26 protein-coding genes and 1 riboswitch are annotated in these 26,116 nt (G+C 70.2%); of the genes, 14 read left to right on the forward strand and 12 right to left on the reverse strand.

Annotated elements, in window-relative coordinates; genetic code table 11:
- The first annotated feature begins 34 nt into the window (after positions 1–34).
- Positions 35–529 carry a MarR family transcriptional regulator gene (locus ABQ271_RS11600; protein WP_349308909.1) on the forward strand — a complete coding sequence of 165 codons (495 nt, stop codon included), beginning with the start codon at positions 35–37 and terminating at the stop codon, positions 527–529.
- 33 nt (positions 530–562) lie between these two features.
- Here ABQ271_RS11600 and ABQ271_RS11605 read toward each other — a convergent pair whose 3' ends face one another.
- The 6 genes from ABQ271_RS11605 to ABQ271_RS11630 form a co-directional block, all read right to left on the reverse strand.
- A complete protein-coding gene (locus ABQ271_RS11605) occupies positions 563–934 on the reverse strand; it encodes a hypothetical protein (protein ID WP_349308910.1) in 372 nt (123 codons plus the stop codon).
- A gap of 190 nt (positions 935–1,124) precedes the next feature.
- Positions 1,125–1,259 carry a hypothetical protein gene (locus tag ABQ271_RS11610; protein ID WP_349308911.1) on the reverse strand — a complete coding sequence of 45 codons (135 nt, stop codon included), beginning with the start codon at positions 1,257–1,259 and terminating at the stop codon, positions 1,125–1,127.
- Between the two features lie 107 nt (positions 1,260–1,366).
- Complete coding sequence (locus tag ABQ271_RS11615) at positions 1,367–1,939, reverse strand: hypothetical protein (protein WP_349308912.1); 573 nt, start codon at positions 1,937–1,939, stop codon at positions 1,367–1,369.
- 20 nt (positions 1,940–1,959) lie between these two features.
- Positions 1,960–2,199, reverse strand: a complete 240-nt coding sequence (locus tag ABQ271_RS11620; protein ID WP_036312942.1) for a PLD nuclease N-terminal domain-containing protein — start codon at positions 2,197–2,199, stop codon at positions 1,960–1,962.
- A 167-nt stretch (positions 2,200–2,366) separates the two neighbouring features.
- The gene (locus ABQ271_RS11625) at positions 2,367–4,247 is read right to left on the reverse strand and encodes an FAD-dependent monooxygenase (RefSeq protein WP_349308913.1); all 1,881 of its coding nucleotides are present in this window, start codon (positions 4,245–4,247) and stop codon (positions 2,367–2,369) included.
- Positions 4,248–4,265: 18 nt separating this feature from the next.
- The gene (locus tag ABQ271_RS11630; RefSeq protein WP_349308914.1) at positions 4,266–5,645 is read right to left on the reverse strand and encodes an MFS transporter; all 1,380 of its coding nucleotides are present in this window, start codon (positions 5,643–5,645) and stop codon (positions 4,266–4,268) included.
- Positions 5,646–5,750: 105 nt separating this feature from the next.
- On the opposite strand from ABQ271_RS11630, the gene ABQ271_RS11635 reads away from it, so the two are divergent.
- The 6 genes from ABQ271_RS11635 to ABQ271_RS11660 are packed head-to-tail and all read left to right on the forward strand — an operon-like array spanning position 5,751 to position 12,203.
- Positions 5,751–7,247, forward strand: coding sequence for a fumarylacetoacetate hydrolase family protein (locus tag ABQ271_RS11635; RefSeq protein ID WP_349310898.1), 1,497 nt, complete (start codon positions 5,751–5,753; stop codon positions 7,245–7,247).
- Entirely contained in the window at positions 7,244–7,930 is a 687-nt protein-coding gene (locus tag ABQ271_RS11640) for a GntR family transcriptional regulator (protein WP_349308915.1), read from the forward strand. The genes ABQ271_RS11635 and ABQ271_RS11640 overlap by 4 nt, the downstream gene beginning before the upstream one ends.
- Positions 7,931–7,952: 22 nt before the next feature.
- Positions 7,953–9,464, forward strand: coding sequence for a 5-carboxymethyl-2-hydroxymuconate semialdehyde dehydrogenase (gene hpaE / locus ABQ271_RS11645; protein WP_349308916.1), 1,512 nt, complete (start codon positions 7,953–7,955; stop codon positions 9,462–9,464).
- Between the two features lie 23 nt (positions 9,465–9,487).
- Positions 9,488–10,651 (forward strand): 3,4-dihydroxyphenylacetate 2,3-dioxygenase, encoded by a 1,164-nt coding sequence (hpaD, locus tag ABQ271_RS11650; protein ID WP_349308917.1) that lies wholly within the window; start codon positions 9,488–9,490, stop codon positions 10,649–10,651.
- Positions 10,651–11,436, forward strand: a complete 786-nt coding sequence (locus tag ABQ271_RS11655; RefSeq protein ID WP_349308918.1) for a fumarylacetoacetate hydrolase family protein — start codon at positions 10,651–10,653, stop codon at positions 11,434–11,436. The genes hpaD and ABQ271_RS11655 overlap by 1 nt, the downstream gene beginning before the upstream one ends.
- Positions 11,421–12,203: an HpcH/HpaI aldolase/citrate lyase family protein gene (locus tag ABQ271_RS11660; RefSeq protein WP_349308919.1), complete on the forward strand. Its 783-nt coding sequence runs from the start codon at positions 11,421–11,423 to the stop codon at positions 12,201–12,203. Before ABQ271_RS11655 ends, ABQ271_RS11660 begins: the two co-directional genes overlap by 16 nt.
- A gap of 15 nt (positions 12,204–12,218) precedes the next feature.
- On the opposite strand, the gene ABQ271_RS11665 is transcribed toward ABQ271_RS11660, so the two are convergent.
- Positions 12,219–13,187, reverse strand: coding sequence for a squalene cyclase (locus ABQ271_RS11665; protein WP_349308920.1), 969 nt, complete (start codon positions 13,185–13,187; stop codon positions 12,219–12,221).
- Positions 13,188–13,375: 188 nt separating this feature from the next.
- Complete coding sequence (locus ABQ271_RS11670) at positions 13,376–14,176, reverse strand: NAD(P)H-binding protein (RefSeq protein WP_349308921.1); 801 nt, start codon at positions 14,174–14,176, stop codon at positions 13,376–13,378.
- A gap of 166 nt (positions 14,177–14,342) precedes the next feature.
- Between ABQ271_RS11670 and ABQ271_RS11675 the strand changes: the two genes are divergently transcribed.
- Genes ABQ271_RS11675 through ABQ271_RS11685 form a run of 3 tightly spaced genes read left to right on the forward strand, consistent with a single transcriptional unit; the run spans position 14,343 to position 16,800 of the window.
- On the forward strand, positions 14,343–15,203 hold the full coding sequence (locus ABQ271_RS11675; protein ID WP_349308922.1) for an ABC transporter substrate-binding protein: 861 nt from the start codon (positions 14,343–14,345) through the stop codon (positions 15,201–15,203).
- A gap of 20 nt (positions 15,204–15,223) precedes the next feature.
- Complete coding sequence (locus tag ABQ271_RS11680; protein ID WP_349308923.1) at positions 15,224–16,069, forward strand: amino acid ABC transporter permease; 846 nt, start codon at positions 15,224–15,226, stop codon at positions 16,067–16,069.
- Entirely contained in the window at positions 16,066–16,800 is a 735-nt protein-coding gene (locus ABQ271_RS11685) for an amino acid ABC transporter ATP-binding protein (protein WP_349308924.1), read from the forward strand. Before ABQ271_RS11680 ends, ABQ271_RS11685 begins: the two co-directional genes overlap by 4 nt.
- 133 nt (positions 16,801–16,933) lie before the next feature.
- Here ABQ271_RS11685 and ABQ271_RS11690 read toward each other — a convergent pair whose 3' ends face one another.
- Complete coding sequence (locus ABQ271_RS11690; RefSeq protein ID WP_349308925.1) at positions 16,934–17,824, reverse strand: bifunctional methylenetetrahydrofolate dehydrogenase/methenyltetrahydrofolate cyclohydrolase; 891 nt, start codon at positions 17,822–17,824, stop codon at positions 16,934–16,936.
- Positions 17,825–17,962: 138 nt separating this feature from the next.
- Positions 17,963–19,237, reverse strand: coding sequence for a serine hydroxymethyltransferase (gene glyA / locus ABQ271_RS11695; protein WP_349308926.1), 1,275 nt, complete (start codon positions 19,235–19,237; stop codon positions 17,963–17,965).
- Positions 19,238–19,275: 38 nt separating this feature from the next.
- A riboswitch (ZMP/ZTP riboswitch) is annotated at positions 19,276–19,359 on the reverse strand.
- 73 nt (positions 19,360–19,432) lie between these two features.
- On the opposite strand from glyA, the gene ABQ271_RS11700 reads away from it, so the two are divergent.
- Both ABQ271_RS11700 and nagA read left to right on the forward strand, forming a co-directional pair.
- On the forward strand, positions 19,433–20,905 hold the full coding sequence (locus ABQ271_RS11700; RefSeq protein WP_349308927.1) for a family 20 glycosylhydrolase: 1,473 nt from the start codon (positions 19,433–19,435) through the stop codon (positions 20,903–20,905).
- Positions 20,902–22,041 (forward strand): N-acetylglucosamine-6-phosphate deacetylase, encoded by a 1,140-nt coding sequence (gene nagA / locus ABQ271_RS11705; protein WP_349308928.1) that lies wholly within the window; start codon positions 20,902–20,904, stop codon positions 22,039–22,041. Before ABQ271_RS11700 ends, nagA begins: the two co-directional genes overlap by 4 nt.
- 425 nt (positions 22,042–22,466) lie before the next feature.
- Here the strand turns inward: nagA and ABQ271_RS11710 are convergent, their stop codons facing one another.
- A complete protein-coding gene (locus tag ABQ271_RS11710) occupies positions 22,467–23,603 on the reverse strand; it encodes an ROK family transcriptional regulator (protein ID WP_349308929.1) in 1,137 nt (378 codons plus the stop codon).
- A gap of 58 nt (positions 23,604–23,661) precedes the next feature.
- Between ABQ271_RS11710 and ABQ271_RS11715 the strand changes: the two genes are divergently transcribed.
- Positions 23,662–24,060: a YrdB family protein gene (locus ABQ271_RS11715; protein WP_349308930.1), complete on the forward strand. Its 399-nt coding sequence runs from the start codon at positions 23,662–23,664 to the stop codon at positions 24,058–24,060.
- Complete coding sequence (locus ABQ271_RS11720) at positions 24,057–25,424, forward strand: FAD-linked oxidase C-terminal domain-containing protein (RefSeq protein ID WP_349308931.1); 1,368 nt, start codon at positions 24,057–24,059, stop codon at positions 25,422–25,424. The genes ABQ271_RS11715 and ABQ271_RS11720 overlap by 4 nt, the downstream gene beginning before the upstream one ends.
- Here the strand turns inward: ABQ271_RS11720 and ABQ271_RS11725 are convergent.
- Positions 25,415–26,038: a hypothetical protein gene (locus tag ABQ271_RS11725; protein WP_349308932.1), complete on the reverse strand. Its 624-nt coding sequence runs from the start codon at positions 26,036–26,038 to the stop codon at positions 25,415–25,417. The two genes, ABQ271_RS11720 and ABQ271_RS11725, sit on opposite strands and share 10 nt — an antisense overlap.
- Between the last annotated feature and the right edge of the window lie 78 nt (positions 26,039–26,116).

Consider the following 26,116-nt stretch of genomic DNA (forward strand, 5'->3'; position numbering starts at 1 on the left):
AAGCGCCGTCCGCGCAGTACTGTGGCCCTCAGCCATGCGGCGTGAGTGGAGCGCGATGAACAGTAACGATGTGACCCCACAGGTTGCGGGGCATGAGTCGCGGCGAGTCCTCGACCTGTTGCGGCACTACCGGGTCGCCGAATCACACATGCTGGCCCGTGCACGACGGTCCCTGGGATTGAGCGAGAACGAATTCTCGGCGCTTCGCTTTCTGATGCAACAGCGCGACCATGCCGCCAGGCCTCACACTCTGATCCAGCATCTCGGGATCTCGTCGGCATCGGTGACAACCATGATCGACAAACTCGAACGCACTGGTCGGATCGAACGACACGTCGTCGCCGGCGACCGTCGAGCAGTGTCCGTGGCGGCGACAGAGCTCGCCAAACAGGAGATGCGGACCACGTTCGGGGTACTGGACCAGCTCATGGAAGCCGTCGCGGAGCGGCTCAGCCCGTCTGAACTCCGCCACATCGAAGCGTTCCTGGCGGCCGTCACCGATGCCGTCGAGGGAAGCGTCGCAGCCTGACCGGCAGACCGCGGACGCATGCCGAAGTCTCGTTCACTCTGCTGAAGAGGATTCGGACTCCGCGGCCGGCGCCGGTTCAGAGTGGCCGAGCGACTTTTCCTGAAGGAAGGCGCACAGCTCCGCTGCGATCTGAAGTTCGTGCGTAAGGGCGTTGAGCTCGAAGCTCGTCAGCTCGAGCGTCTGTTCGGCGGGCTGGATGAACACGTGCCAGCTGAGATCGTCGCCGTCGTCGCGGGGTTCGATCCACACCGCGTTCGGCGCACTCTCCAACGGGATCAACACCAAACCTGTGTCCTCGCCGCCGGATCCATCCTGCACCGCAACTCGGATCTCTTCGCCGGCGCTGCGGGCGTCGATGAATTCAGCCACCCAGTGCTCGAGCGTTGCCTTGCTGTGGAACACCATGTAGTCGTCCTCGGGTGAGTAGCAGAGGCGATGCCAGGGCGAGACCGCTCGCTCGATTATTGCGCTCCGGAGACGGGGTTTTGCACCCATCACGCGACGACACACGGTTTCAACGGGCACGGCCGCTCGGACCCAAGGGTTCGAGCGGCCGTGCGAGAGGCGGCATCCGAGCAACTCCTCGGTAGGCGGATCAGCGGCTGGCGCCCTTGCGCGGCTTGAGAAACAGCTCAGGCTCTCGCTTCTCGCGCTTGGCTGCTCGCTTCTCCTTGATCGATGACTGCGGCGCCTTCTTGGCACTTCGTGTGTTCGGCGTCTTCTTGGACATGAGGACTCGCTTCCCCTGACTGGCTGGCGGTTGACCTTTGACCATAGCCCGGTTCGATGGGAAGTCAAATCACCGTTGACCGGGAATTTTTACCTGCCAGAATGCCATCATCGAGGTCGTGGCGGCGGCGGGTCTCCGAACCGCTCCAGCGCAGCGGAGTAGCGATCACCGAACTCGACACGAGTCGCCTCGCCATACCACCAGCGATCCGGCTCCGGATCCCAGACTCCAGAGGCGTCGATGAATTGCAGATCGTACTTTCGAGCACCGAGCCCGGTGATGCGCCCCACAATCATCGGGTCGTTGACATCCATCTCGAGGTGGATGCAGGTCAGCAACGAATGATCAGCTGCAGAACGAAGGATGTCCCGCGTGGTCGGATTCGCGGGGAGAGAGTAGGTGACGTTCGGTCGACCCAAGGCATCCATAGCGCGATCGACGTAGCCGTTCCTGTGATCTGGCTTCACGCGTGCAACATCCCCGACCCGAATCACCGAGTAGCCATCGATGTACACACCGTCGACCCGCTTGTGCAGGGCAACCCAGTCACCGGCCATATCGAGCACATAGCCATACACATTCTCGAGCTGCCACTTCCCGCGCCGACGCTCCAGCCTCACCGGAGATCCAGACTCAGCGGCATCCCGAAGCTCAGCCTGGATCTGCTCGTGGTCTCTCACAATCCCTCCTAGAACGGCCGTCAGGCCTCGCGAGGAGGCATCCCGTGCGCCCGTCGGCCGATCGCGAGCCAGGTGACGGGTCCGAGGATCGGGATGAAGATCGTGAGCAGTACCCATCCGAGCGCCTGCCGTGCGCTGAGGTGTCGGGCGGAACGGGCGAGCGACACCAGCGCGACGATCGCCAGCACAGCGCCCACGAGCGCGACGACAGACCACGCGATGTCGTATCCGCTGGGGATGAGGGGGTTGATGGCGTCCACACCCCGACCCTAGCTGCCGACGTCCGCGTCGAACCGACGCAAAGTGTCGTCATGAGAGCGGCATTTCGACACTTCACGTCGGCTCGGCGCGCCGAGACGTCGCAGATGGTCGGCATTACGCCGCGCGGGCGACCATCTGCGACGGCTCGGCGGCCGGCGCGCCGAGATCAGCCGACCGGCCGAAGCGCCCCGGCGAGGAACTCACCCAACTCTGCCGTCGCGGTCAGCGGCAGGACGGCGGCGACGTACTGGTCGGGCCGCACGACCACGACCGCACCTTCCGGCGAGATCCCCCGCTCGGCGAAGATGTCGACATCCGTCCACGTCGACGGCCCCGCCGCGTAGACCTTCTCCCAGTCCATGAGCCCGAGCGGGCCGGAGTGGGGCCGGAAGACGCCCGGAACCGCGGCCATCTCGACATCCTCATACGAGCGCGGATAGATCACCTTCGCGTCGAACACCGCGTCGGGATCCGCCCCTACGGGAGTGTGCCGGGCGACGGGACCGGATGCCGAGCCGAACCACTCCGCCCAGTCGGCGAGTCTCTCGCCCGACTGGTCTGCGAAGGCGTACACGCGCCATCGGCCGTCCGCCTTCGCGTGGTGGCCGAGGTGCACGACGTTGCCGTCCGCGACGCGAACGACCTCGGCCGACTTCAGCCGCTTGCCCACGGGGAACCCGGTAGCGAGACTCTCGTGCTCGGTTCCGCCGACGATCGCCGACCGCTCGTACCGCGTCATGAACCCCGAAGGGAACTCGGCGGTCGCGAGGTAATAGGTCGCGAGGTCCTCGGGGTCGGTGATCTCCTCCGGCTTGCGCGCCATCAACGACGACCACTCCTTGTCGAAGTCGATCAGCTGCTGCGCGACCGGCCGCCGTTCGGCTCCGTAGGTGGCGAGAAGGGATGCCGTGGCAAGCCCGGTCAGCACGTGACCGAGCTTCCAGCCCAGATTGAACCCGTCCTGCATCGAGACGTTCATCCCCTGGCCGGCCTTGGCGCTGTGCGTGTGGCAGGCGTCCCCGGTGAGGAACACGCGCGGGTCGCGATCCTCCCCCTCGGGCACATCGTCGAACCCGTCGGTCACACGATGCCCGACCTCGTAGACGCTGTGCCAGGCGACCTGCTTCACGTCGATCGCGTAGGGGTGGAGGATCTCGTTCGCCCGCCGGATGACCTCTTCGATCGGGGTCTGGCGGACGCGGTGATTGTCGTCGGCTGAGACGGCACCGAGGTCGATGTACATCCGGCTGAGGTACCCGCCCTCACGGGGGATGTGCAGGATGTTGCCCGCCGTGCTGTTGATCGCGCACTTGATGCGCCAGTCGGGGAAGTCGGTGTCGACCAGCACGTCCATGACGCCCCAGGCATGCAGCGACGCATCGCCCACGTGGACCCGGCCGATCGCCTGCCGCACGCCGCTGCGCGCACCGTCGCATCCGACGACGTACCGTGCGCGGATCACGCGCTCCTCCCCCGCTCGCGGACCGTCGACGTGCCGGACCGTGACGGCGACGGGGGCCGCGGCATCCTCAGGCACCTCCAACCCGACGAACTCGACGCCGTAGTCGGGCACGATGCGTCCCGGCCCCTGGGCGGCTGCTTCGGCGAAGTAGTCGAGCACGCGCGCCTGGTTGACGATGAGGTGCGGGAACTCGCTGATCTTCAGGCCATAGTCATCGGTTCGAGACGTCCGACGGATGCGGCGCGGGTCGGACGGATCAGGGCCCCAGAAGTTCATGTAGCCGATGTTGTAGGCCTCGGCGACGATCCGCTCGGCAAACCCGAACGCCTGGAACGTCTCCACCGACCGCGGCTGGATGCCGTCGGCCTGTCCGAGCTCCAGCCGACCGCTTCGCCGCTCGATGAGGCGGGTCGAGACCTGCGGGAACTGCGACATCTGGGCGGCCAGCAGCATCCCGGCGGGACCCGACCCCACGATGAGGACGTCCGTCTCATCGGGGAGCTCGTCGGGGCGGTCGATCCCGGTGCCTGCGGCGGGGAGGACCCGCGGGTCGCCCGAGACGTACCCGTGGTGGTGGAACTGCATGGGTGCTCCTCGTCGAGGTCAGGCGCGCGTCAGACCGCGGACGGGACTGACCGACTGCTCTGCTTCGTGATCGGGGTCAAGCGGGATGCCGCTGCGATCCCGCAGCAGCAGCGTCGCCACCAGGCCGAGCACCGTCATGCCGGCGAGGTACCAGGTGACCGGGGTCGTCGACCCGAACGCCGCGACGAGGGCCGTCGCGATCGTCGGCGCGAAGGCGCCGCCGAGGATGGCACCGATGGCGTACGAGATCGAGACGCCCGAGAACCGGATGGACGCGGGGAACAGCTCGGCGTACAGCGCCGCCTGCGGTCCGTACGTGAAGCCGAGCCCGATCGTGAGGATCGCAAGGCCCAGGAACAGGACGAAGACGTTGCCGGTGTTGACCAGGGGGAAGAGCGTGAAGACGCCCACGAGTTGCATGATCCAGCCCGCGATGTACGTCGTCCGTCGGCCGAACCGGTCCGAGGCGAAACCGGCGACGAGCGTCGACAGCAGCCAGGTCACGGCGGACCCTGTCACCGCCCAGAGCACCGGACCGCGGTCGAGGCCGAGCGGCCCCTCGGGGTTCGTGGCGTAGCCCTGGATGTACCCACCGGTGGTCATGTACCCGACGGCGTTGTTGCCCGCGAAGACGAAGGCGGCGACGATCACGAGCACGGCGTGCTTGCGGAACAGCTCGACGATCGGCATCCGGCTGTGCTCTTTGCGCTCGGCGAGCTCGAGGAAGACGGGGCTCTCCTCGACGCGGCGGCGGACGTACCAGCCGACGAGGATGAGGACGACGCTCAGCAGGAACGGTACGCGCCATCCCCACTCGAGGAACTGCTCCCCCGGCGCGATCGCCGACATGAGCGCCATGACGCCCGACGCGAGCAGCAGGCCGAGCGGAACGCCGATCTGCGGCGACGCACCGAACGCACCGCGCCGCGTCTTGGGGGCGTGCTCGACGGCCATCAGCACCGCGCCACCCCACTCGCCGCCGGCGGAGATGCCCTGCAGGATGCGGAGGAGCACCAGGATGACGGGTGCCGCGAGCCCGATCGATTCGGCGCTCGGCAGCACGCCGATGAGCGCCGTCGCGACACCCATGAGGATGAGCGTCCACATGAGCACGACCTTGCGGCCGTACTTGTCGCCGAGATGGCCGGCGAGGAACGCGCCGAGCGGACGGAAGAGGAAGCTCACCCCGACCGTGGCGAACCCGATGAGGACGCTGTCCTTGCCCAGCGGGGCGAAGAAGAGCTGCCCGAACACGAGTCCGACGGCGGTCGCGTAGATGAAGAAGTCGTACCACTCCACGGTGGTGCCGACGACGGTGGCGAACACGACGCGGCGGCGGTCCGCGGCGGTGGCGATGGTCCCGGTGGGTGTGAACCCTCGGGCAGGGGAAGTGCTCATGCTGACTCCTGTGTCATCCGACGTCTTCGTCGATATCCGGTTGTCCGGTGCAGCCCGATCATATACGATTTGAGATACGACGCAAGGGCGAGGGAGCTCATGAGTATGCAGAACGACGACACGGTGACGGATGCCGCATCCCGCGATCCTCGCTACGCCGCCCTCCCCGGCCGGCCGGGCAAGATCGTCGCCGTCCACCTGAACTACCGCTCCCGCGCGGCGCAGCGCGGACGCACGCCCGCTGCCCCCTCGTACTTCTTCAAGGCGTCGAGTTCCGTCGCCGCCTCGGGCAGCACCGTCGAACGCCCCGTCGGCACCGAGCTGCTCGCCTTCGAGGGCGAGATCGCCCTGATCATCGGCGCCGCGGCGCGACGCGTGGGAGTCGACCGCGCCTGGGAGCATGTCGCGGGCGTGACCGCAGCGAACGACCTCGGCCTCTACGACCTGCGGGCGAACGACAAGGGGTCGAACGTCCGCTCCAAGAGCGGCGACGGCTTCACTCCCCTCGGCCCTGCCGTGCTCGACGCCCGCCGCGTCGACCCGACTCGACTGCGCGTCCGCACCTGGGTCAACGGGAAGCTTGCTCAGGACGGGTCGACCGACGACCTCCTCTTCCCCCTCGCGCAGATCGTCGCCGACCTGTCGCAGCACGCCACCCTCGAGCCGGGCGACGTGATCCTCACCGGCACGCCCGCGGGGTCGTCCGTCATCGTCCCCGGCGACGTCGTCGAGGTCGAGGTCGACGCCATCGACACCCGGGAGAGCACCGGGCGCCTCGTGACCACGGTCGTCGAGGGGCCGAACATCGCCTTCGACCGGACGCTCGGCTCGCTCCCCCAGGTGGACGACACGCAGCGCGAAGAGGCGTGGGGGTCTCGCGAGGCTGCCGGGCTGGGTGCGGCATCCGCCCTCTCTCCCGAACTCCGCGCGAAGCTCGAGCGCGTCCCCGTCGCGGGGCTGTCGCAGCAGCTGCGCAGGCGCGGCCTCGACAACGTCACCATCGACGGCGTCGCCCCGCTCCACCCCGACGCGAAGCTCGTCGGAGTGGCGTCGACCCTGCGCTTCGTGCCGAACCGCGAGGACCTCTTCCAGAGCCACGGCGGCGGCTACAACGCGCAGAAGCGCGCGTTCGACGCCGTCGGCGAAGGTGAGGTCATCGTCATCGAGGCGCGCGGTGAGACCGGGTCCGGAACGCTCGGCGACATCCTCACCCTCCGTGCCCACGCGCGCGGCGCCGCCGGCATCGTCACCGACGGCGGTGTGCGGGATGCCGCGGCTGTCGCAGCAGTCGGCATCCCCGTCTATTCGGCCGGAGCACACCCCGCCGTTCTCGGCCGCAAGCACGTGCCGTGGGACACCGGCGTCACGATCGCCTGCGGCGGGACGACCGTCCAGCCGGGCGACATCATCGTCGGTGATGGAGACGGCGTCATCGTGCTGCCACCCGCTCTGGCAGAGGAAATCGCCGACGCCGCGCTCGCGCAGGAGGATGAGGATGCCTGGATCGCGGCTCGCGTCGCCGAGGGTGAACCGGTCGACGGCCTGTTCCCGATGAACGCGCAGTGGCGCGCACGCTTCGAAGCCGAGCGGGACGCCCGATGACCGAGGTGCAGACGGCTCCGAGCAAGTCGCAGCAGGCCTACGCCTGGATCAAGGAACGGATCGTCGAGGAGACGTTCACGCCCGGCTACCGGCTCGTCCTCGGCAGCATCGCGGGTGAGCTCGACATGAGCGTCGTGCCCGTCCGTGAGGCGATCCGTCAGCTCGAGGCCGAGGGTCTCGTCACGTTCGAGCGCAACGTCGGCGCGCGGGTCGCGATGGTCGACGACTCGCAGTACCGCTACAGCATGCAGGCTCTGTCGATCCTCGAGGGGACGGCGACAGCCCTCTCGGCCCGCGCCCTCACCGAATCCGACATCCGCCGCGCCCGGCAGATCAACGAGCTCATGATCGAGACGCTCGACCACTTCGACCCACGCGCGTTCACCCGCCTCAACCAGGAGTTCCACGCGATCCTCTTCGAGCGCTGCGCGAACCCGCGGATGCTGGAGCTCGTCCAGACCGAGTGGGGCCGGCTCGGGCACCTCCGCGACTCCACGTTCAGCTTCGTGCCCGGGCGCGCGCAGGAGTCGGTCCGCGAGCACGAGCAGATCCTCGTGCTCATCGAGCGGAGCGCACCCCTCGGCGAGATCGAGCACGCCGCCCGGCGCCACCGGTCGGCGACGCTCGACGCCTACATGATCCACGAGCACCCCGACCAGGCGCTCGGCCTCCCGAACTTCTGACCCTCGAGCAAGGACGCACGACATGACAGAAACCACCCTGGCGGCGCCGCACACGCCCGCCGATCTGCCCACCCGCATCCAGCACTACATCGACGGCGCCTTCGTCGACTCGGTGGACGGCGACACCTTCGACGTGCTCGAGCCCGTCACGAACCGCACCTATCTGCAGGCAGCGGCCGGCAAGAAAGCCGACGTGGATGCCGCCGTCGCCGCCGCGCGCCGCGCGTTCACCGAGGGCCCGTGGCCGCGGATGCTGCCGCGCGAGCGCTCGCGGGTGCTGCACCGCATCGCCGACATCGTCGAGTCGCGCGATGCCCGCCTCGCCGAGCTCGAGTCGTTCGACTCCGGCCTGCCCATCACGCAGGCCCTCGGTCAGGCGCGACGCGCGGCCGAGAACTTCCGCTTCTTCGCCGACCTGATCGTCGCGCAGACCGACGACGCCTTCAAGGTCCCCGGCCGCCAGCTCAACTACGTCAACCGCAAGCCGATCGGTGTCGCGGGGCTCATCACGCCTTGGAACACGCCGTTCATGCTCGAGTCCTGGAAGCTCGGCCCCGCGCTCGCCACCGGCAACACCGTCGTGCTGAAGCCCGCCGAGTTCACGCCGCTGTCGGCGTCGCTGTGGGCGGGCATCTTCGAAGAGGCGGGACTGCCCGCGGGCGTCTTCAACCTCGTCAACGGCCTCGGCGAAGAAGCCGGCGACGCCCTCGTGAAGCACCCCGATGTGCCGCTCATCTCGTTCACCGGCGAGAGCTCGACCGGCCAGCTGATCTTCGCCAACGCGGCGCCCTGGTTGAAGGGCCTGTCGATGGAACTCGGCGGCAAGTCCCCCGCGATCGTGTTCGAGGACGCCGACCTCGAGGCAGCGGTCGACGCGACGATCTTCGGGGTCTTCTCCCTCAACGGCGAGCGCTGCACGGCGGGCAGCCGCATCCTGGTCCAGCGTTCGATCTACGAGGAGTTCGTCGAGCGTTACGCGGCGCAGGCGACGCGGGTGAAGGTCGGCTACCCGCATGACCCCGCGACCGAGGTCGGCGCACTCGTGCACCCGGAGCACTTCGCCAAGGTGATGTCGTACGTCGAGCTCGGCAAGACCGAGGGCCGCCTCGTCGCCGGCGGCGGACGGCCCGACGGATTCGCCGAGGGCAACTTCGTCGCCCCGACGGTGTTCGCCGACGTGCCGCCGACGGCGCGCATCTTCCAGGAGGAGATCTTCGGGCCGGTCGTGGCGATCACGCCCTTCGACACAGAGGAACAGGCGCTCGCGCTCGCGAACGACACGAAGTACGGCCTCGCCGCCTACCTCTGGACGAACGATCTGACCCGCGCGCACAACTTCTCGCAGGCGATCGAGGCAGGCATGGTGTGGCTGAACTCGAACAACGTGCGCGACCTCCGCACCCCGTTCGGCGGCGTCAAGGCGTCGGGCCTCGGGCACGAGGGCGGCTACCGCTCCATCGACTTCTACACCGACCAGCAGGCCGTGCACATCACGCTCGGCGAACCCCACCACCCCACGTTCGGCAAGAACTGACTTTCCCACGCAAGGACGCTGACATGACACACCGCGACGGGATGACGAAGACGTCATCCGGATTCTTCGTCTCGCAAGAAGCTCCCATCCGCACCGACGACCCGGTGCAGACGCCCACCTGCCCCGCCCCCGACATCCTGCGCTGCGCGTACATGGACCTCGTGGTCACCGACCTCGCGGCATCCCGCCAGTTCTACGTCGACATCCTCGGACTCCACGTCACCGAGGAGGACGACGACGTCATCTATCTCCGCTCGACGGAGGAGTTCATCCACCACAACCTCGTGCTGCGGAAGGGCCCCCTCGCCGCCGTCGCCGCGTTCTCGTACCGCGTCCGCACCCCCGAAGACCTCGATCGGGCAGTGGCCTTCTACGAGGAGATCGGATGCCGCGTCGAGCGCCGTCCCGAGGGGTTCACGAAGGGCATCGGCGACTCGGTGCGCGTCGAGGATCCCCTCGGGTTCCCGTACGAGTTCTTCCACCAGAGCGAGCACGTCGAGCGGCTGTCGTGGCGATACGACCTGCAGATCCCCGGCGAGCTCGTCCGCCTCGACCACTTCAACCAGGTGACGCCCGACGTCCCGCGCGCGGTGCGCCACTACCAGGACCTCGGGTTCCGGGTGACCGAGGACATCCAGGACGAGGACGGCATCGTGTACGCGGCGTGGATGCGGCGCAAGCCCACCGTGCACGACACCGCCGCGACCGGCGGCGACGGGCCGCGCATGCACCACGTCGCCTTCGCGACGCACGAGAAGCACAACATCCTCGCGATCTGCGACAAGCTCGGCGCCCTCCGCCGCTCCGACGCGATCGAGCGCGGACCCGGCCGACACGGCGTCTCGAACGCCTTCTACCTCTACCTCCGCGACCCCGACGGGCACCGCGTGGAGATCTACACGCAGGACTACTACACGGGCGACCCCGACAACCCGGTCATCACGTGGGACGTGCACGACAACCAGCGCCGCGACTTCTGGGGCAACCCCGTCGTGCCGTCCTGGTACACCGAGGCATCCCTCGTCCTCGACCTCGACGGCAATCCGCAGCCGGTGCGCACCCGCGAGCACCGGAGCGAGATGGCCGTGACGATCGGCGCCGACGGATTCTCGTACACCCGCGAGGGCGACGACGAAGCGATGCCGTCGTGGAAGCAGGGCGAGTACAAGCTGGGAAACCAGCTCTGATGCTCTCCGCCGAGGACGTCTCCCGCATCGCCGACGAGCTCGCCGAGGCCGACCGCACGCACGGCGTCATCCCGAGGATCACCGCCCGCTACCCGGGGGCGACGGTCGAGGATTCGTACGCGATCCAGGGGGTGTGGCGCGATCGGATGATCGCGTCGGGCCGCCGTCTCGTCGGTCGAAAGATCGGTCTCACGTCGAAGGCGATGCAGCAGGCGACCGGCATCACCGAGCCCGACTACGGGGTCATGTTCGACGACACCGTCTACCGCTCGGGCGACCGCATCCCGGTCGACCACTTCTCCAACGTGCGCATCGAGGTCGAGCTGGCGTTCGTTCTCGCCCGCCCGCTCGAAGGTCCCGACTGCACGCTCGACGACGCCCTCGCGGCGATCGAGTACGCCGTTCCCGCCCTCGAGGTGCTCAACTCGCACATCGAGCTCGAGGGCCGCACGATCGTCGACACGATCAGCGACAACGCCGCCTATGGTGCGATGGTCCTCGGCACCGAGCACCGCCGCCCCGATGAGATCGACCTGCGGTGGGTGCCGGGCGTGCTCTCGCGGAACGGCGAGATCGAGGAGACGGGCGTCGCACAGGGAGTGCTCGGCCACCCCGCGACGGGTGTCGCGTGGCTCGCGAACAAGTTCCACCAGCACGGGGCGCGGCTCGAGGCGGGAGAGATCATCCTGGCGGGCTCGTTCACCCGGCCGATGTGGGTCTCGCGAGGCGACCTGGTGCGCTGCGACTATGGACCGATGGGGGTCATCGAATGCCGTTTCATCTGAATCCGACCTTCCGCGACGCGCTCGCGGCGGCCGACCGCCCGCTCGCCGGGATGTGGGTCTGCTCCGGGTCGCCGCTCGTCGCCGAGATCTGCGCGGGTGCAGGGCTCGACTGGCTGCTCATCGACATGGAGCACTCCCCGAACGGACTCGAGTCGGTGTTGGCGCAGCTGCAGGCGGTCGGCGCGGCACCCGTGACACCCGTCGTCCGGGTGCCGATCGGCGATGTCGTCACGATCAAGCAGGTGCTCGATCTCGGCGCCCAGAACATCCTCGTCCCCATGGTCGATACGGCCGAGCAGGCGAGTGAGCTCGTCGAGGCGGTCCGCTATCCCCCGCGGGGTCGCCGCGGGGTCGGGTCGGCGCTCGCCCGCTCGGCCCGCTGGAACCGCGTCGAGGACTACCTCGCCGACGCCGACCGGCACGTGTCGCTGTTCGTCCAGGTCGAGACCACCGAGGGCGTGCACAACGCGGCCGAGATCGCCGCGGTCGACGGGGTCGACGGGGTCTTCGTCGGCCCGAGCGACCTCGCGGCCTCGATGGGCCTGCTGGGCGCGCAGACGCATCCCGATGTCGTCGCCGCCGTCCTCGACGCGTTCACCGCCGTCCGCGCGGCGGGCAAGCCCGTGGGCGTCAACGCATTCGACCCGGATGCCGCACAGCGCTACCTCGACGAGGGTGCGTCGTTCGTGCTGGTCGGCGCCGACGTCGCCCTGCTCGCGCGGGGGTCCGAGGCGCTCGCGGCCCGGTGGGGTCGCGCCGGCGGCTGAGGGTCCGCGCGAACGTCAGCGGGCGGCATCCCACCACTGCAAGGTGCGGACCGCGAGGAACGTGAGCCACCGCGACGGCTGACCCTCGGGAGCATCGACATCGAACCAGCGTCGCCCTTCGAGCGTTCGCCCCTGGTGCCACGCGCCGTCGGGATGCCGCGCCGCGCGCACCATCTCGATCGCCGCGGCGAGTCGCGGATCAGGAGCGGAACCGTCGCGCAGCGACGCCTCGCGGAAGTGGTCGAGCGCGGCGAGCGCGCTGTAGCGGTGCCGGTTGGGGTACACGAAGTCGGTGACGAAAGAGCCGACGAGCTCGCCCGTCGACAGCCGGTAGGCGAGGCGCCGCTCGAGCAGGTATTCCTCGCCGCGGTTCCGACTGGCCCGGAGGGCCGTGTCGCCGGTGAACTGCTCATAGGCGAGCATGCCGCGGACGGCATTCAGCGTCGAGTGGAACGAACCGCGCACCGAATCGCCCTCCTCCGCCTCGCAGTTCCAGCCGCCGTCGGCGAGCTGATGTGCGGGGAACCACGCGGCGAGGGCGGAGACGTCTGCACCGAGCCACGCTCCCGCGCCCAGGGTGAACGCGTTGATGCAGACATCCACCTCACCGCCCCAATAGGGCAGGTCGTCGTACTCCCAGCGACTGTTGCGGTCGAGCTTTTCCGCGGTGCCCCCGAGAGCGGATGCCGCGACTCCCCACTCACGCAGATCCTTCAGCGTCCAGGTCGTCGCCGTCCACGGCTGGCCGGGCATCTCGGACTCGGGGCTGCCGAAGAACCCGGCGGGGAAGTACGCCCCGCCCTCCCACTGCCCGTCAGCCCCCTGCTGAGCGAGGAGAGTCGCGCCGTTCCCCTCCGTCGCGACCCGCGCGCGTGTGGCCTCCCACTGTGCGCTCGGCGCCCTGAGCAGATCCCGCTCGACCTGCCATCGCAGCGACGGATCGGAGTCGAGCAGCCAGTCGAGGGTCTCCTGCGCGGGGGTCATGCCTGCATCCTCGCGCCGGCCGCCGACATCCGCCAGGGCGCGCACCCTGCCCTCCCCTCGACAAACGGCATCCCGGTCCAGGCACGCGGCGCCGCCCCCTGTCTCGTCCCGGATGCCGTTTCTCGGCACGCGCGCGGCTCCCCCGCCACCGGCGCACCGGGCGTCGCTCAGGCGACCTGCACCGGAACTCAGCGCTGCGCGAGCATCTCGCCGTAGCCGTCCTCGAACGACGGGTATGCGAGGCCGTCGACGACCTCGGCCAGACGCGACCCGTCGAGGATGGTGCCGCGCCGCTCGGCGGGCTCCCCCCGAGGCGGCACCGGCACGCCGAGGCGACCGGCGAGGAAGGTCACGACCTCGCCGAGCGTCGCGGGCCGCCGGTCGACGGCGTGGAGGACGGCAGGCACCTCGTCGGCCTGCAGGAGCGTCACGATCGTGCGGACGACGTCGGTCTCGTGGATGCGGTTGGTCCGGCGGTCGTGATCGACGGGTGTGCCTGCGAGCACCTGGCGGATGAGCCGATCGCGGCCGGGGCCGTAGATGCCGGCGGGGCGCAGGATGGTCGCGCCGAACAGCTCCACCGCGCGCTCCTCCCCGTCGACGAGCTGCTGGGCGCGCTCGCTCCGCGGCCGCGGCTCGTCGCTCTCGTCGAGCGGACGCTCGTCGCCGTACCCCTCGAACACGCGCGTCGACGACACCCATACCGTGCGCCTCGGAGCGGCGGGCAGCGCCTCGGCGACGCGGGTGATCGCGGCCGCGAGGAAGTCGGGCTCGTCCCCCGGGGGGAGCGTCACGACGACGGCATCGACCGCGGGCAAGGCTTCCGCAAGCGGCTGGGACAGATCCGCGGCGATGTGCCGCCAGCCGTCCGAATCGGATGCCGCCGACCGCCGCAGCGTGACCACCTCGCCGCCCGCGCTGCGGAGCTCTTCCGCCACGCGCGAACCGATGCGTCCGGAACCGACCAACAGCGTGCGTGCGGGAGTCATCCCCCCATCCTCTCCCGCCTCGGCGATGACGGGCGTGTAACAAAGCGACGCCCCGGGACCCGCGGCATCCGTCCTCACGCGAGAATGATTCCGGCACCCGTGATCCGCACCGCGGGCGTCTCCCGAATTCCCCGTCCGAGTCCGCTCGGCGCCCCCGGAGGCCCACATGTCCCGTCGTCCCGCCCTGCGCACCGCACTCGTCGCGTCCGCCGCGGCCCTCGCCCTCCTCCTCGGAGGTTGCGCCTCGAACCCGGCCCCGGGCGCCGGATCGTCCGCCGGCGCGACTCCCTCGGCCGACGACTACGTCACCCCCGGGAAGTTCACCGTCGCCACCGGCGAGACCGCCTACGAGCCCTACGTCTACGACGACAAGCCCGAGTCGGGCAAGGGCTTCGAGTCTGCCGTGGCGTACGCCGTCGCAGACAAGCTCGGCTTCGCGAAGGACGACGTCGAGTGGGTCCGCACGAGCTTCGAGGCGGCGATCGCGCCGGGGCCCAAGAGCTTCGACGTGAACCTGCAGCAGTACACGATCACCGACGACCGCAAGAAGGGCGTCGACTTCTCGTCGCCGTACTACTCCGCGAGCCAGTCGATCATCGCCCTCAAGGGCGGCAAGGCCGACGGTGTCACCGACCTCGCCGGGCTGAAGGGCATCACGATCGGCGCCATGGCGAACTCGACGAGCGCCCTGACGCTCGACGCTCTCGACGTCGATCTGACGCCGAAGCTCTACAACTCGAACGAGGACGCGACTGCGGCCCTCAGCGCCGGACAGGTGGATGCCGTCGTCCTCGACACCCCCACCGCCTACGTCGCGGTCACCGCGTACATCCCGGATTCCTTCATCGTCGGCGAGCTCCCGAAGGTGGGCGTCGAGGACCAGTGGGGCCTGCTCCTCGCCAAGGACTCCCCGCTGACGCCCGCCGTCAGCGCCGCCGTCGACGCACTCCGCGAAGACGGCACCCTTGCGAAGCTCGAGAAGGAGTGGCTCTCGGGGCTGACCGCAGGCGTGACGAAGCTCCAGTGAGGACGCGCTAGCGTCGATCCGTGAGTACCAGCATCCCGAGCGCACTCGAGCTCGACCGTCGCGCCTACCGGCGTGGGCGGGAGCGTCGGTCCGTGCTCATCGCGATCGGCTCGACCCTTGCCTTCGCGGTGATCGTCTGGGCGACCGTCATCAACACCGAGGGTTGGTCGAAGGTCCAGCAGGCCTTCTTCGACCCCGCTGTCGCCATCGAGGCGTTGCCGAAGGTGTGGGAGGGCTTCCTCCTCAACCTGACGGTGCTCGGCATCTCGATCTTCACGGTCGGCGGCGTCGCGCTCGTGATCGCCCTGGTGCGCACTCTCCGGGGCCCGGTCTTCTTCCCGGTGCGGGCACTGGCGGCGGGCTACACCGACCTCTTCCGCGGGCTGCCGTTCATCATCGTGCTGTACCTCGTCGGTTTCGGACTCCCAACCATCGTCGGCGAACGCATCGACGAACTGTTCCTCGGCATCCTCGCGGTCACCCTCACCTACTCGGCGTACGTCGCCGAGGTGATCCGGGCCGGCATCGAATCGGTGCACCCGTCGCAGCGCCTCGCCGCCCGCGCGCTCGGCTTGGGCCACGTGCAGACGCTCCGCCGCGTCGTGCTGCCGCAGGCACTCCGCAAGATGACACCGGCGCTCATGAACGACTTCATCTCGATGCAGAAAGATGTCGGGCTGATCTCGATCATGGCGAGCCTCGATGCGCTCGCGCGGGCGAAAGGCGTCGTCGCGACGACCTACAACTTCACGCCGTACGTCGTGGCCGGCATCCTCTTCATCCTGCTGGCGATCCCGACGATCCGCCTGACGGACTGGTACACGGCGAGGCTTCGCGAGCGCGAGCAGTCGGGATCGGTCCTGTGAGCGGGGTCTTGCGGGCCACCGGCATCCGCAAGTCCTTCGGCGACCGCGAGGTGCTGAAGGGCGTCGACGTGACGCTCGGCGCGCACGAAGTCGTCGCCCTTATCGGCGCGAGCGGGTCGGGCAAGTCGACGCTCCTCCGATGCCTCGGTCTGCTGGAACCGATCGACGACGGGCAGATCTTCCTCGGCGACGAGGACATCTCCGACCCCCGGGTCGACGGCAACCGCGTGCGAGCCCGCCTCGGCGCGGTGTTCCAGAGCTTCAACCTCTTCCCGCACCTGTCCGTGCTCGACAACGTCACGCTCGCCTCCCGCGTGGTGCACCGGATGCCGCGACGCGACGCCGAAGCCCGCGCCGCCGACCTGCTGGCCCGGGTCGGACTCGCCGACAAGGCGAAGGACCACCCTGACCGCTTGTCGGGCGGTCAGCAGCAGCGCGTCGCCATCGCCCGCGCGATCGCGACCGACCCCGAGGTGCTGCTGCTCGACGAGATCACCTCGGCGCTCGATCCGGAGCTCGTCGGCGAGGTCCTCGAACTCGTCCGCGGCCTCGCGACCGAGGGCGCGACGATCCTGATGGCGACGCACGAGATGGCGTTCGCGCGCGACGTCGCCGACCGCGTCGTGTTCCTCGACGCCGGAACGATCGTCGAGCAGGGACTGTCGTCGGTCGTGCTGCGGCAACCGCAGGAAGCCCGCACCCAGTCGTTCCTCGCCCGCTTCACCGCCTGAGGCTCGCCCGGGCAGGCTTCCCCTGTCACAACTCGCCGCGCGCCCCTGCACATTGCGACAGGCGAGCGGCTCCCCTTAACGAAGGCGAGGGATGCCGGGCGGCACCCGGCATCCCTCGTTCACGGCCGTCCGGTCAGACGCGCAGACCCGCAGCGCGCTCGGCGACCTCGACGACGTTGGTCATCAGCAGCGCGACCGTCATCGGGCCGACACCGCCGGGGTTCGGCGACACCCAGCCCGCGACCTCCGCGACGTCCGGGTGGACGTCGCCATAGACGCGGCTCTTGCCGGTCTCGGGGTCGTCCTCGCGGGTGACGCCCACGTCGAGCACGGCGGCGCCGGGCTTCACGTGCTCGGCGGTGACGATGTGCTTCACGCCCGCCGCCGCGACGATGACGTCGGCTTCGCGCAGGTGCGCGCCGAGGTCAGTCGTGCCGGTGTGGGTGAGTGTGACGGTCGCGTTGTACTCGCGACGGGTCAGCAGCAGTCCGATCGAGCGACCGATCGTGACGCCGCGGCCGACGACGACGACGTGCTTGCCCGCCAGGTCGTAGCCGTTGCGGAGCAGCAGCTCGATGACGCCGCGCGGCGTGCAGGGCAGCGGCGAGGTGATCGGGGTGTTGACGTTGAGCACCAGGCGACCGAGGTTCGTCGGGTGGAGGCCGTCGGCATCCTTCTCGGGATCGATCCGCTCGAGGATCCGGTCGGTGTCGAGGTGCTTCGGCAGCGGCAGCTGCACGATGTAGCCGTGGCAGGCCGGGTCGGCGTTGAGCTCGTCGATCAGCGCTTCGACCTGCTCCTGCGTAGCATCGGCGGGCAGCTCCCGCTGGATCGAGTTCATCCCGATCGCTTCGGACTGCCGGTGCTTCATCCCGACGTAGAGCTGGGATGCCGGGTCCGCCCCCACGAGGACGGTGGCGATCCCGGGCGTCACGCCGTGCTCCTTCAGCACGGCGACGCGCTCGGCGAGCTCGGTCTTGATCGCGGCCGAGGCCGCCTTACCGTCGAGGATCTGAGCGCTCACGGTGTCTCCTGTGTCGTCGAGAAACGGCGTTCGGGATGAGACCCGGGGCGCCGCCGTGTGTATCGGCCCTGACGGCGCTTATCAGTGGCCGGGTGTCGAGGTGGGGGCGGCGGCCGGATCGCTCCGGCCGCCGCGCAGTCACTGCTGGAGGCCGGGGTAGAGCGGGAACGCGTCGGCGAGCTTCGCAACGCGGGCGCGGAGCGGCTCGAGGTCGGCGCCGGGCAGCAGCGCGAGCGCGATCACGTCGGCGACCTCGGTGAACTCGGCGTCGCCGAAACCGCGGGTCGCGAGCGCGGGCGTGCCGATGCGCAGGCCCGAGGTGATCATCGGCGGGCGCGGGTCGTTCGGGACCGCGTTGCGGTTCACGGTGATCCGGATCTCGTGCAGCAGGTCTTCGGCCTGCTTACCGTCGATCGCAGCCTCGCGGAGGTCGACGAGCACGAGGTGCACGTCGGTGCCACCGGAGCGCACCGAGATGCCGGCGTTCTTCACGTCCTCCTGGGTGAGGCGATCGGCGAGGATCGCCGCTCCCCGGAGCGTCCGCTCCTGGCGCTCCTTGAACTCCGGGGTCATCGCGAGCTTGAACGCGGTCGCCTTGGCGGCGATCACGTGCATGAGCGGGCCGCCCTGCTGGCCCGGGAAGACCGCCGAGTTGATCTTCTTCGCGATGTCGGCGTCGTTCGAGAGGATGAGGCCCGAGCGGGGGCCGCCGATCGTCTTGTGCACGGTGGTCGAGACGACGTGCGCGTGCGGGATGGGCGAGGGGTGCAGGCCCGCGGCGACGAGACCGGCGAAGTGCGCCATGTCGACCCAGAGGAGTGCCCCGACCTCGTCGGCGATGGCGCGGAACGCGGCGAAGTCGAGCTGGCGGGGGTACGCCGACCAGCCGGCGATGATGACCTTCGGCTTGTTCTCGATCGCGAGGCGACGAACCTCGTCCATGTCGACGAGCGAGGTCTCGGCGTCGACGCCGTACGCGACGATGTTGTAGAGCCGGCCCGAGAAGTTGATCTTCATGCCGTGCGTGAGGTGGCCGCCGTGGTCGAGCGACAGGCCGAGCAGCGTGTCACCGGGGCGGGCGATCGCGTGCAGGACCGCGGCGTTCGCCGAGGCACCGGAGTGCGGCTGGACGTTGGCGAACCCGGCGCCGAAGAGGGCCTTGGCGCGCTCGATCGCGAGCTCCTCGGCGACATCGACGACCTCGCAGCCGCCGTAGTACCGGCGGCCGGGGTAGCCCTCGGCGTACTTGTTGGTGAGGACGGAGCCCTGCGACTGCAGCACCGACACGGGAACGAAGTTCTCGGAGGCGATCATCTCGAGGAACCCGCGCTGACGGTCGAGCTCCCGCTCGAGCACATCGGCGATCTCGGGATCGACCTCGGACAGCGGGGCGTTGAACAGCGAATCGGTCATAGCGATCTCCTGACGACGGCTTTCGGGATGGGGAATCTCGCATCGGCCCAGGCGCGCGGTCGAATGCCGTGTCAATCGCTCCCCGGTGGTGGTCCACCTCAACGCCAGTCGCGACACTGCGAGCATAACGGATGGGGCCGCTGATAGGCTGGCCCGATCGGTTTTGTTAGGACGCCTTACAGAACGGCGGCGGACATGCTCCCCCTTCCTCTCGTGCCCTCCCCCGCGCACATCGAGGTCTCGGGCGACGCGCCTCTCCCTCTCACCGGCGCAGGCATCACGGGAGATCCGGATGCCGCAGCCCACCTCCGCACCCTGATCGCCGCGCGCACGGGCCTCGACCTTCCCGAAGGCGACGACATCGTGCTGGCCGTGACCGACGGCGGCCCCGCGGAGTCGTACCGACTCGAGGTCTCGGCCACCGGCATCCGGATCACGGGAGCGGATGCCGCGGGTCTGTTCTACGGCGTGCAGACGCTCGGGCAGCTGGTCCGTCGCGACGGCGAGCGCTGGGTGGTGCCGAGTGTCCGCATCGATGACGCGCCGCGCTTCGCCTACCGCGGCGTCATGCTCGACGTCGCCCGTCACTTCCACGACGTCGCCACGGTGCGCGCGTACGTCGACCGGGCGGCATCCCTCAAGCTCAACGTCCTGCACCTGCATCTCTCGGACGACCAGGGCTGGCGCCTCGAGCTGCGCTCGCGGCCCGCGCTCACGGCGAGGGGGTCCACGACCGCGGTCGACGGCGCCCCGGGCGGCTTCTACACGCAGGGCGATTACCGCGCGATCGTCGACTACGCGGCATCCCGCCACCTGACCGTCGTCCCCGAGTTCGACATGCCGGGTCACACGCACGCCGTCGGCCTCGCCTACCCGGACCTCGCCGAGGCGCCGGTGACCGACGTCATCACGGAGGGCTCGACCCCCGTCGCGGGCGAGGCGTACACCGGCACCGCTGTCGGATTCTCGTCGCTGCGCGTCCACGACGAGGCGACGTACGCGTTCGTGCGCGACGTGTTCGGCGAGCTCTCCGAACTCACCCCCGGGCCGTGGCTGCACTTCGGCGGCGACGAGTCGCTCGGCACCGCACCCGAGGACTTCGCGCTCTTCGTCGCCCGCGCGAGCGCGATCATCGCCGACCTCGGCAAGACGCCGATGGCGTGGCACGAGGCCGGCGCCGTCGCGAGGCTGGCGCCCGGCACGGTCGGCCAGTACTGGGGGTTCGTGACGCCGACGGATGCCGCCCCGCACCACACCCGCGCCATCGCCGAGCGCGGCGGCCGGGTCGTCCTCTCCCCCGCCGATGCCATCTACCTCGACATGAAACCGACAGCCGACTCACCCCTCGGCCTCACCTGGGCGAACGGCGCGACGAGCCTCGAGCGCGCCTATGCCTGGGAGCCGTCGGCGGTCATCGCCGGCCTCCCCGAGGACGCGATCCTCGGCGTCGAGGCGCCGCTCTGGACCGAGACCGTCGCGACGCTCGCCGACATCGACGCGCTCGCCTTCCCCCGCATCGCCGCCGCCGCGGAGATCGCCTGGTCCCCCGCCGACGGGACCGAGCGCACGTGGGAATCGTTCCGCACCCGAGTCGGTGGTCTCGGGCCGTTGTGGACGACCCTCGGCATCCGCTTTCCCGCTCTCGAGGAGGTTCCGTGGACGACATGACCCGCATCATCCACTCCGCCCGGCTCGTCGATGGCGGGAGGGAGACCCCGGACGCGTGGGTTCGCCTCGAGGCCGGGCGGGTCGCCGCATCCGGAACCGGCGACACCTGGCGCGGGCTCGGTGCGGACGAGGTCGTCGACGCGCGCGAGGTCGCGGGTGACGGCGCGGTGCTCACGCCGGGGTTCGTCGACCTCCACAGTCACGGCGGCGGCGGGCACGCGCACGAGGACGGCGCCGACGCGATCCGCGCGGCTCGCGCCCTGCACCTCCGCCACGGCACGACGCGCGCGGTGATCTCCCTCGTCGCGGGCTCGCCCGCCGACCTCGCGACCCGCCTGGGCGCGATCGCCGATCTCGCGAAGACGGATGCCTCGGTCCTCGGCGCGCACCTCGAGGGACCGTTCCTCGACCCGGGCCACCACGGCGCGCACGACCCGGCGCTGCTGGTGGAGCCCACGCCTGACACGGTGGCCGCGCTGATCGAGGCGGCGCGCGGATCGCTCGTCCAGGTCACGCTCGCGCCCGAACTGCCCGGCGGGTACGACGCGATCGCCCAGCTCGTGGCAGCCGGGGTCGTCGTCGCGGTCGGCCACACCGCCGCCGACGTCGAGGCCACGCGCCGCGCATTCGACGCCGGCGCGACGCTCCTCACCCATGCGTTCAACGCGATGCCCGGTCTCCACCACCGCGCACCGGGACCCGTCGGCGCCGCGACCGGCAACCCGCGCGTCACGATCGAGGTCATCGCCGACGGTGTGCACCTGCATCCCGATGTCATCCGGATGCTGTTCGCCGCCGCTCCCGGCCGCGTCGCGCTCGTGACCGACGCGATGGCCGCCGCCGGCGCCGCAGACGGGACCTACCGCCTCGGCTCGCTGGAGGTCACCGTCGATGCCGGCGTCGCCCGCCTGGCCGACGGCACGATCGCGGGGTCCACCCTGACGCAGGATGCCGCCCTCCGCACCGCGGTCGCCGCGGGAGTCGCCCTGCCCGACGCCGTCACGGCCCTCACACGGACGCCGGCGCGCACGATCGGCCGTCCCGACCTCGGCTCCCTCAGCGTCGGCGCCGTCGCCGACGCCGTGCTGCTCGACGCCGAGCTGCACGTGCGGCGGGTCGTCAGCGGGACGGTCTGACCGCGGCATCCGCCGGGCGCGGGACCGCGTCGAGCCGTTCTCCGGATGGATGCCGGTCGGCGGTGCCGAGAACCGGTCTCAGGCCGAACCCTCCGGAGAACGGGTCGCCGGCTGCGGCCGCAGACCGCTCCCCGCCGCCCCCTGGTCGACGACCGTGCTGGACCGTTCTCCGGATGGATGCCGGTCGGCGGTGCCGAGAGCCGGTCTCGGGCCGAACCCTCCGGAGAACGGGCCGGCGACTGCCTCTCCAGACCGCTCCCCGCGGCCCCGTTGATCGGCCCACCGCGCCGGACCGTTCTCCGGATGGATGCCGGTCGGCGGTGCCGAGAGCCGGTCTCGGGCCGAATCTTCCGGAGAACGGGTCACCGGCCGCGGCCGCGGCACCGCGGTTCCGGACGATGCCCCGTCGCGCACGTGGGAGGGGGTCAGGACACACCGAGCCGATCGGACAGCACCATGACGGCGGCACCACGGAGCACGATGTCCTCGCTGTGAGCAGACATCCGCACCCGCACACCGTCGTGGGACGTCGAGAGGGTCCGGATGCGCACCGTCTCGGCGGCAGCCTCGGCGAGCGCGCCGCCGAGGAGCTCGGCCGGCCCGGAGAGTGCGATCTCCGAGAGGTCGAGGGCGCCCACGATCGGGGCGAGGGCGATGCCGAGACGTTCGCCCGCGTCGCGCAGGACTGCATCCGGATCGGGTGACGCGGCGAGGCGCTCGGTGAGGGCGGGCACGGCGAGCCAGGCCTCGAGGCATCCGATCTTCCCGCAGGCGCAGGCGGGTCCGCCGTCCGTACCGACGGTCACGTGACCGATCTCCCCGGCGGCGAATCGCGCGCCGGTCAACGGCTCGCCCCCCGTCAGCAGCCCGGCGCCGACACCGCGACCGACGCGGACGAGGATCATGTCGTCGCCCGCTCCGCCGAAGGTGTGCTCGGCGAGGACGGCGGCGTTCGCATCGTTGGCGACGAGGACGGGGAGCCCCAGTTCCGCCTCGAGCCGTCCCGCGAGGTCAACGCCCGCCCAGCCGAATCCGGGCGCCGCGAGGATAACGCCGCGATCGTCCACCACCCCGGGCGTTCCGACGCCGATGCCGAGAATCGGCACGTGCGCGTCGGCGACGACGGTGCGCACAAGAGTGAGGACCGCCTCGAGCACCTCGTCGTGATCCGCGGGCACGGGAACGGCGTGCCGCGCGACGATCTCGCCGCCCAGAGTGAGGACGGCGCCGACGAAGCTCTCACTTCCGGAGAGGTCGAGCCCGACGATGCGGTGGCCGTCGCGGGCGATGTCGACGAGGATCGCGGGTTTGCCCGGACCGGATGCCGCGCGCACGCCGCGCTCGATTACGTAGCCGTCTGCGATGAGCGCCGCGACGAGATCGGAGATGGTGACGCGAGCGAGCCCGGTCTCCCGCGCGAGATCGGCGCGGCTCATGGCTCCCGCCGTGAACAGAGCCTGCAGGACGAGCGCGCGATTGGCGGCCCGGGCGTGCTCGGGGAGGACTTTGCCGCCACCCCGGCGGCCGCGCACCGCGGTGGCGGATCGCATCGAGGTGGGCATGTTTGTTAGTAGAACTTACGAATGGGAGATCTGCAACACCCCCCCGTAGAATCGAGGCATGTCCGAGCTCCCCCACGTCCGGCCCGAACGACCCGCGGAGCCCGCACCCGCCGCTACCGCCCCCGAACGGCTCTCGGCCCTCGACGCGCTCAGCTACCTGTGCGCCCTGTTCGCCGTCGCGACGTTGGCGATCTGGGGCTTCACCGCGTGGGAACTCCCGTGGAACATCGTCTTCGGTATCGCCGCACCGCTGGCCACGCTCCTCGTCTGGGGCCTGTTCGCCTCCCCCCGGGCGGTCATCCGCGTCCACCCGTTCGCCCGCGGCGTCGTCGAGCTCCTCGTCTACCTGTCGGCCACGATCGCCTGGTGGAGCGCGGGGCAGGCCTGGATCGGCCTCGGCTTCGCCGTCGTCGCCGTGATCGTCGGTGTCCTCTCAGGGCGTCGACGCCTCTCATGACCGACGTCGTCGGCCTTCTCCGCGACGAGCTCGGCGAACGGGTCGACACGTCGGATGCCGCTCTGGAGGCGGCACGGGCTGACAAGTCGGGGCACCGCGCCGAGCGACGGCCGCTCGCGGTCGTGCGGGCGGCATCCGTCTCGGACGTCCAGACCACGCTGCGGATCGCCTCCGCGACGGGGACCCCTGTTGTCACTCGCGGAGCCGGCACCGGGCTCGCCGGGGGCGCGAACACCGGCGAGGGCGAGATCGCACTCTCCGTGCGCGACATGGACCGTGTCCTCGACGTCCGTCCCGATGACCTCCTCGCGGTGGTCGAGCCCGGCATCCTCAACGCCGACCTCGGTCGCGCCCTCGCTCCCCACGGACTCTGGTGGGCGCCGGATCCCGCCAGCCGCGAGATCTCGACCGTCGGCGGCAACATCGCCACCGGCGCCGGCGGCCTGCTGTGCGCGAAGTACGGTGTCGTCCGCGACGCGGTCCTCGCCCTGGACGTCGTCCTCGCCGACGGCCGGCTCATCTCCACGGGACACCGCAGCGTCAAAGGGGTGACGGGCTACGACCTCACCTCCCTCATGATCGGCTCCGAGGGAACCCTGGGTGTCGTCGTCGGCGCGACGCTGAAGCTTCGCCGGGTCGTCCCCGGTGAGACCCGGACGCTGACCGCGCAGTTCCCGGACGTGCGCTCCGCTGCGGCCGGCGCGGCGGCCGTGACCGCCGCCGGAGTGCAGCCCGCGATCATGGAGTTGATGGATGCCGTGAGCCTGGCAGCCGCCCACGCACTGCTGGGCCTCCCCTCGCCCACGCCGGGAGCGACGCAGTTGACGGTGCAGACGGACGGTGTCGGCGCGGCGAACGAGCAGGCGGAGATCGCCCGCATCCTCACCGCGGCGGGAGCCGCCGTGCGGCTCGCGGCGGACGAGGTGGAGGCCGCGCAGTTGTGGGCGGTCCGCCGTGCCATGCATCCGGCGATGGAGAGCCTGGGCACCGCGCTCATCGAGGACGTATCAGTGCCCCGCAGCGCACTCCCGGCGATGTTCGACGAGATCGCCCGCGTCGAGGCGGAGTACGGCCTGACGATCCCCACCGTCTGCCACGCGGGCGACGGCAATCTGCATCCCAACTTCATCTTCGATGGCGACGAGGTCCCCGAGAAGGTGTGGCAGGCGGCGGACGCACTGTTCCGCGCGGCGATCGCGCTCGGCGGCACGCTCACGGGCGAGCACGGGATCGGCGTCCTCAAGAGCCGTTGGCTCGCCGACGAGCTCGGCGATGTTCAGTGGTCGCTGCAGCGCGGGATCAAAGCCGTGTTCGACCCGGCCGGCATCCTCAACCCCGGAAAGGTATTCGCGGCTCAGCCGTGACGCACCGCTGCAGCCGACGGCGCCGACGACGTCCGCGCAGGTGAGGGCTGCGTCGTGACGGCCAGCACCATCGAGACGATGCCGACGACGCCCGGGATGGTCATCGGCAGGACCCCCACGCGGCCACCGGCGCCCGGTGCGACGACCGTGACAGCGGCGACGACGACCGCGAGACCGAGACCGAGGACGATCGCGGCCAGCGGTATCCAGCTCCACGGCTCTGGGATGACCCCGATGCGGAGGATCGCGATCGCCCCACCGATGGCGAGGACGAAGGAGACGATGATGCCCAGCGCCGCAGTGAGCTCCGCACCGAGGCCGGCGGTGTACCCGGTGGGGCCTGCCCACCACACCGCACGCAGGAGCATGAACGCGCCGAGGGTGAGGAGGACCGCCATGCCGGCAGGACGACGCGCGACGACGCTTTCGGCCGGTCGCAGACCGAAGGCGTAGACCGCGCAGGCGACAGCGATCAACAGGGCCGCACCGAGCTCCAACGGGACGGACGCCCTGTCGCCGGAGCGGATCGCCAGGACCGACAGCACGCCGAAGGTGCTCTGGCCGACGAGGAGGAGCCCGCCGACGAACCACGACCACACCGTCGTTCGCTGCATGGCCACACCTTATGACTCGCGGCGCGCAGATGTCACCCGCCGTGCCGTGTTCCGCTGCACCGTTCCTCCAGCGGCGCC

Origin of the sequence: Microbacterium sp. MM2322, assembly GCF_964186585.1 — a bacterium.
In the GTDB taxonomy this organism is placed as follows: Bacteria; Actinomycetota; Actinomycetes; order Actinomycetales; family Microbacteriaceae; genus Microbacterium.

Coding starts and splice junctions, on each gene's coding strand:
- ABQ271_RS11600 (WP_349308909.1), top strand. CDS start 35: ATGCGGCGTGAGTGGAGCGCGATGAACAGTAACGATGTGACCCCACAG.
- ABQ271_RS11605 (WP_349308910.1), bottom strand. CDS start 934: ATGGTGTTCCACAGCAAGGCAACGCTCGAGCACTGGGTGGCTGAATTC.
- ABQ271_RS11610 (WP_349308911.1), bottom strand. CDS start 1,259: ATGTCCAAGAAGACGCCGAACACACGAAGTGCCAAGAAGGCGCCGCAG.
- ABQ271_RS11625 (WP_349308913.1), bottom strand. CDS start 4,247: ATGCAGTTCCACCACCACGGGTACGTCTCGGGCGACCCGCGGGTCCTC.
- ABQ271_RS11630 (WP_349308914.1), bottom strand. CDS start 5,645: ATGAGCACTTCCCCTGCCCGAGGGTTCACACCCACCGGGACCATCGCC.
- ABQ271_RS11635 (WP_349310898.1), top strand. CDS start 5,751: ATGCAGAACGACGACACGGTGACGGATGCCGCATCCCGCGATCCTCGC.
- ABQ271_RS11640 (WP_349308915.1), top strand. CDS start 7,244: ATGACCGAGGTGCAGACGGCTCCGAGCAAGTCGCAGCAGGCCTACGCC.
- hpaE (WP_349308916.1), top strand. CDS start 7,953: ATGACAGAAACCACCCTGGCGGCGCCGCACACGCCCGCCGATCTGCCC.
- hpaD (WP_349308917.1), top strand. CDS start 9,488: ATGACACACCGCGACGGGATGACGAAGACGTCATCCGGATTCTTCGTC.
- ABQ271_RS11655 (WP_349308918.1), top strand. CDS start 10,651: ATGCTCTCCGCCGAGGACGTCTCCCGCATCGCCGACGAGCTCGCCGAG.
- ABQ271_RS11660 (WP_349308919.1), top strand. CDS start 11,421: ATGCCGTTTCATCTGAATCCGACCTTCCGCGACGCGCTCGCGGCGGCC.
- ABQ271_RS11665 (WP_349308920.1), bottom strand. CDS start 13,187: ATGACCCCCGCGCAGGAGACCCTCGACTGGCTGCTCGACTCCGATCCG.
- ABQ271_RS11670 (WP_349308921.1), bottom strand. CDS start 14,176: ATGACTCCCGCACGCACGCTGTTGGTCGGTTCCGGACGCATCGGTTCG.
- ABQ271_RS11675 (WP_349308922.1), top strand. CDS start 14,343: ATGTCCCGTCGTCCCGCCCTGCGCACCGCACTCGTCGCGTCCGCCGCG.
- glyA (WP_349308926.1), bottom strand. CDS start 19,237: ATGACCGATTCGCTGTTCAACGCCCCGCTGTCCGAGGTCGATCCCGAG.
- ABQ271_RS11700 (WP_349308927.1), top strand. CDS start 19,433: ATGCTCCCCCTTCCTCTCGTGCCCTCCCCCGCGCACATCGAGGTCTCG.
- nagA (WP_349308928.1), top strand. CDS start 20,902: ATGACCCGCATCATCCACTCCGCCCGGCTCGTCGATGGCGGGAGGGAG.
- ABQ271_RS11710 (WP_349308929.1), bottom strand. CDS start 23,603: ATGCCCACCTCGATGCGATCCGCCACCGCGGTGCGCGGCCGCCGGGGT.
- ABQ271_RS11715 (WP_349308930.1), top strand. CDS start 23,662: ATGTCCGAGCTCCCCCACGTCCGGCCCGAACGACCCGCGGAGCCCGCA.
- ABQ271_RS11720 (WP_349308931.1), top strand. CDS start 24,057: ATGACCGACGTCGTCGGCCTTCTCCGCGACGAGCTCGGCGAACGGGTC.
- ABQ271_RS11725 (WP_349308932.1), bottom strand. CDS start 26,038: ATGCAGCGAACGACGGTGTGGTCGTGGTTCGTCGGCGGGCTCCTCCTC.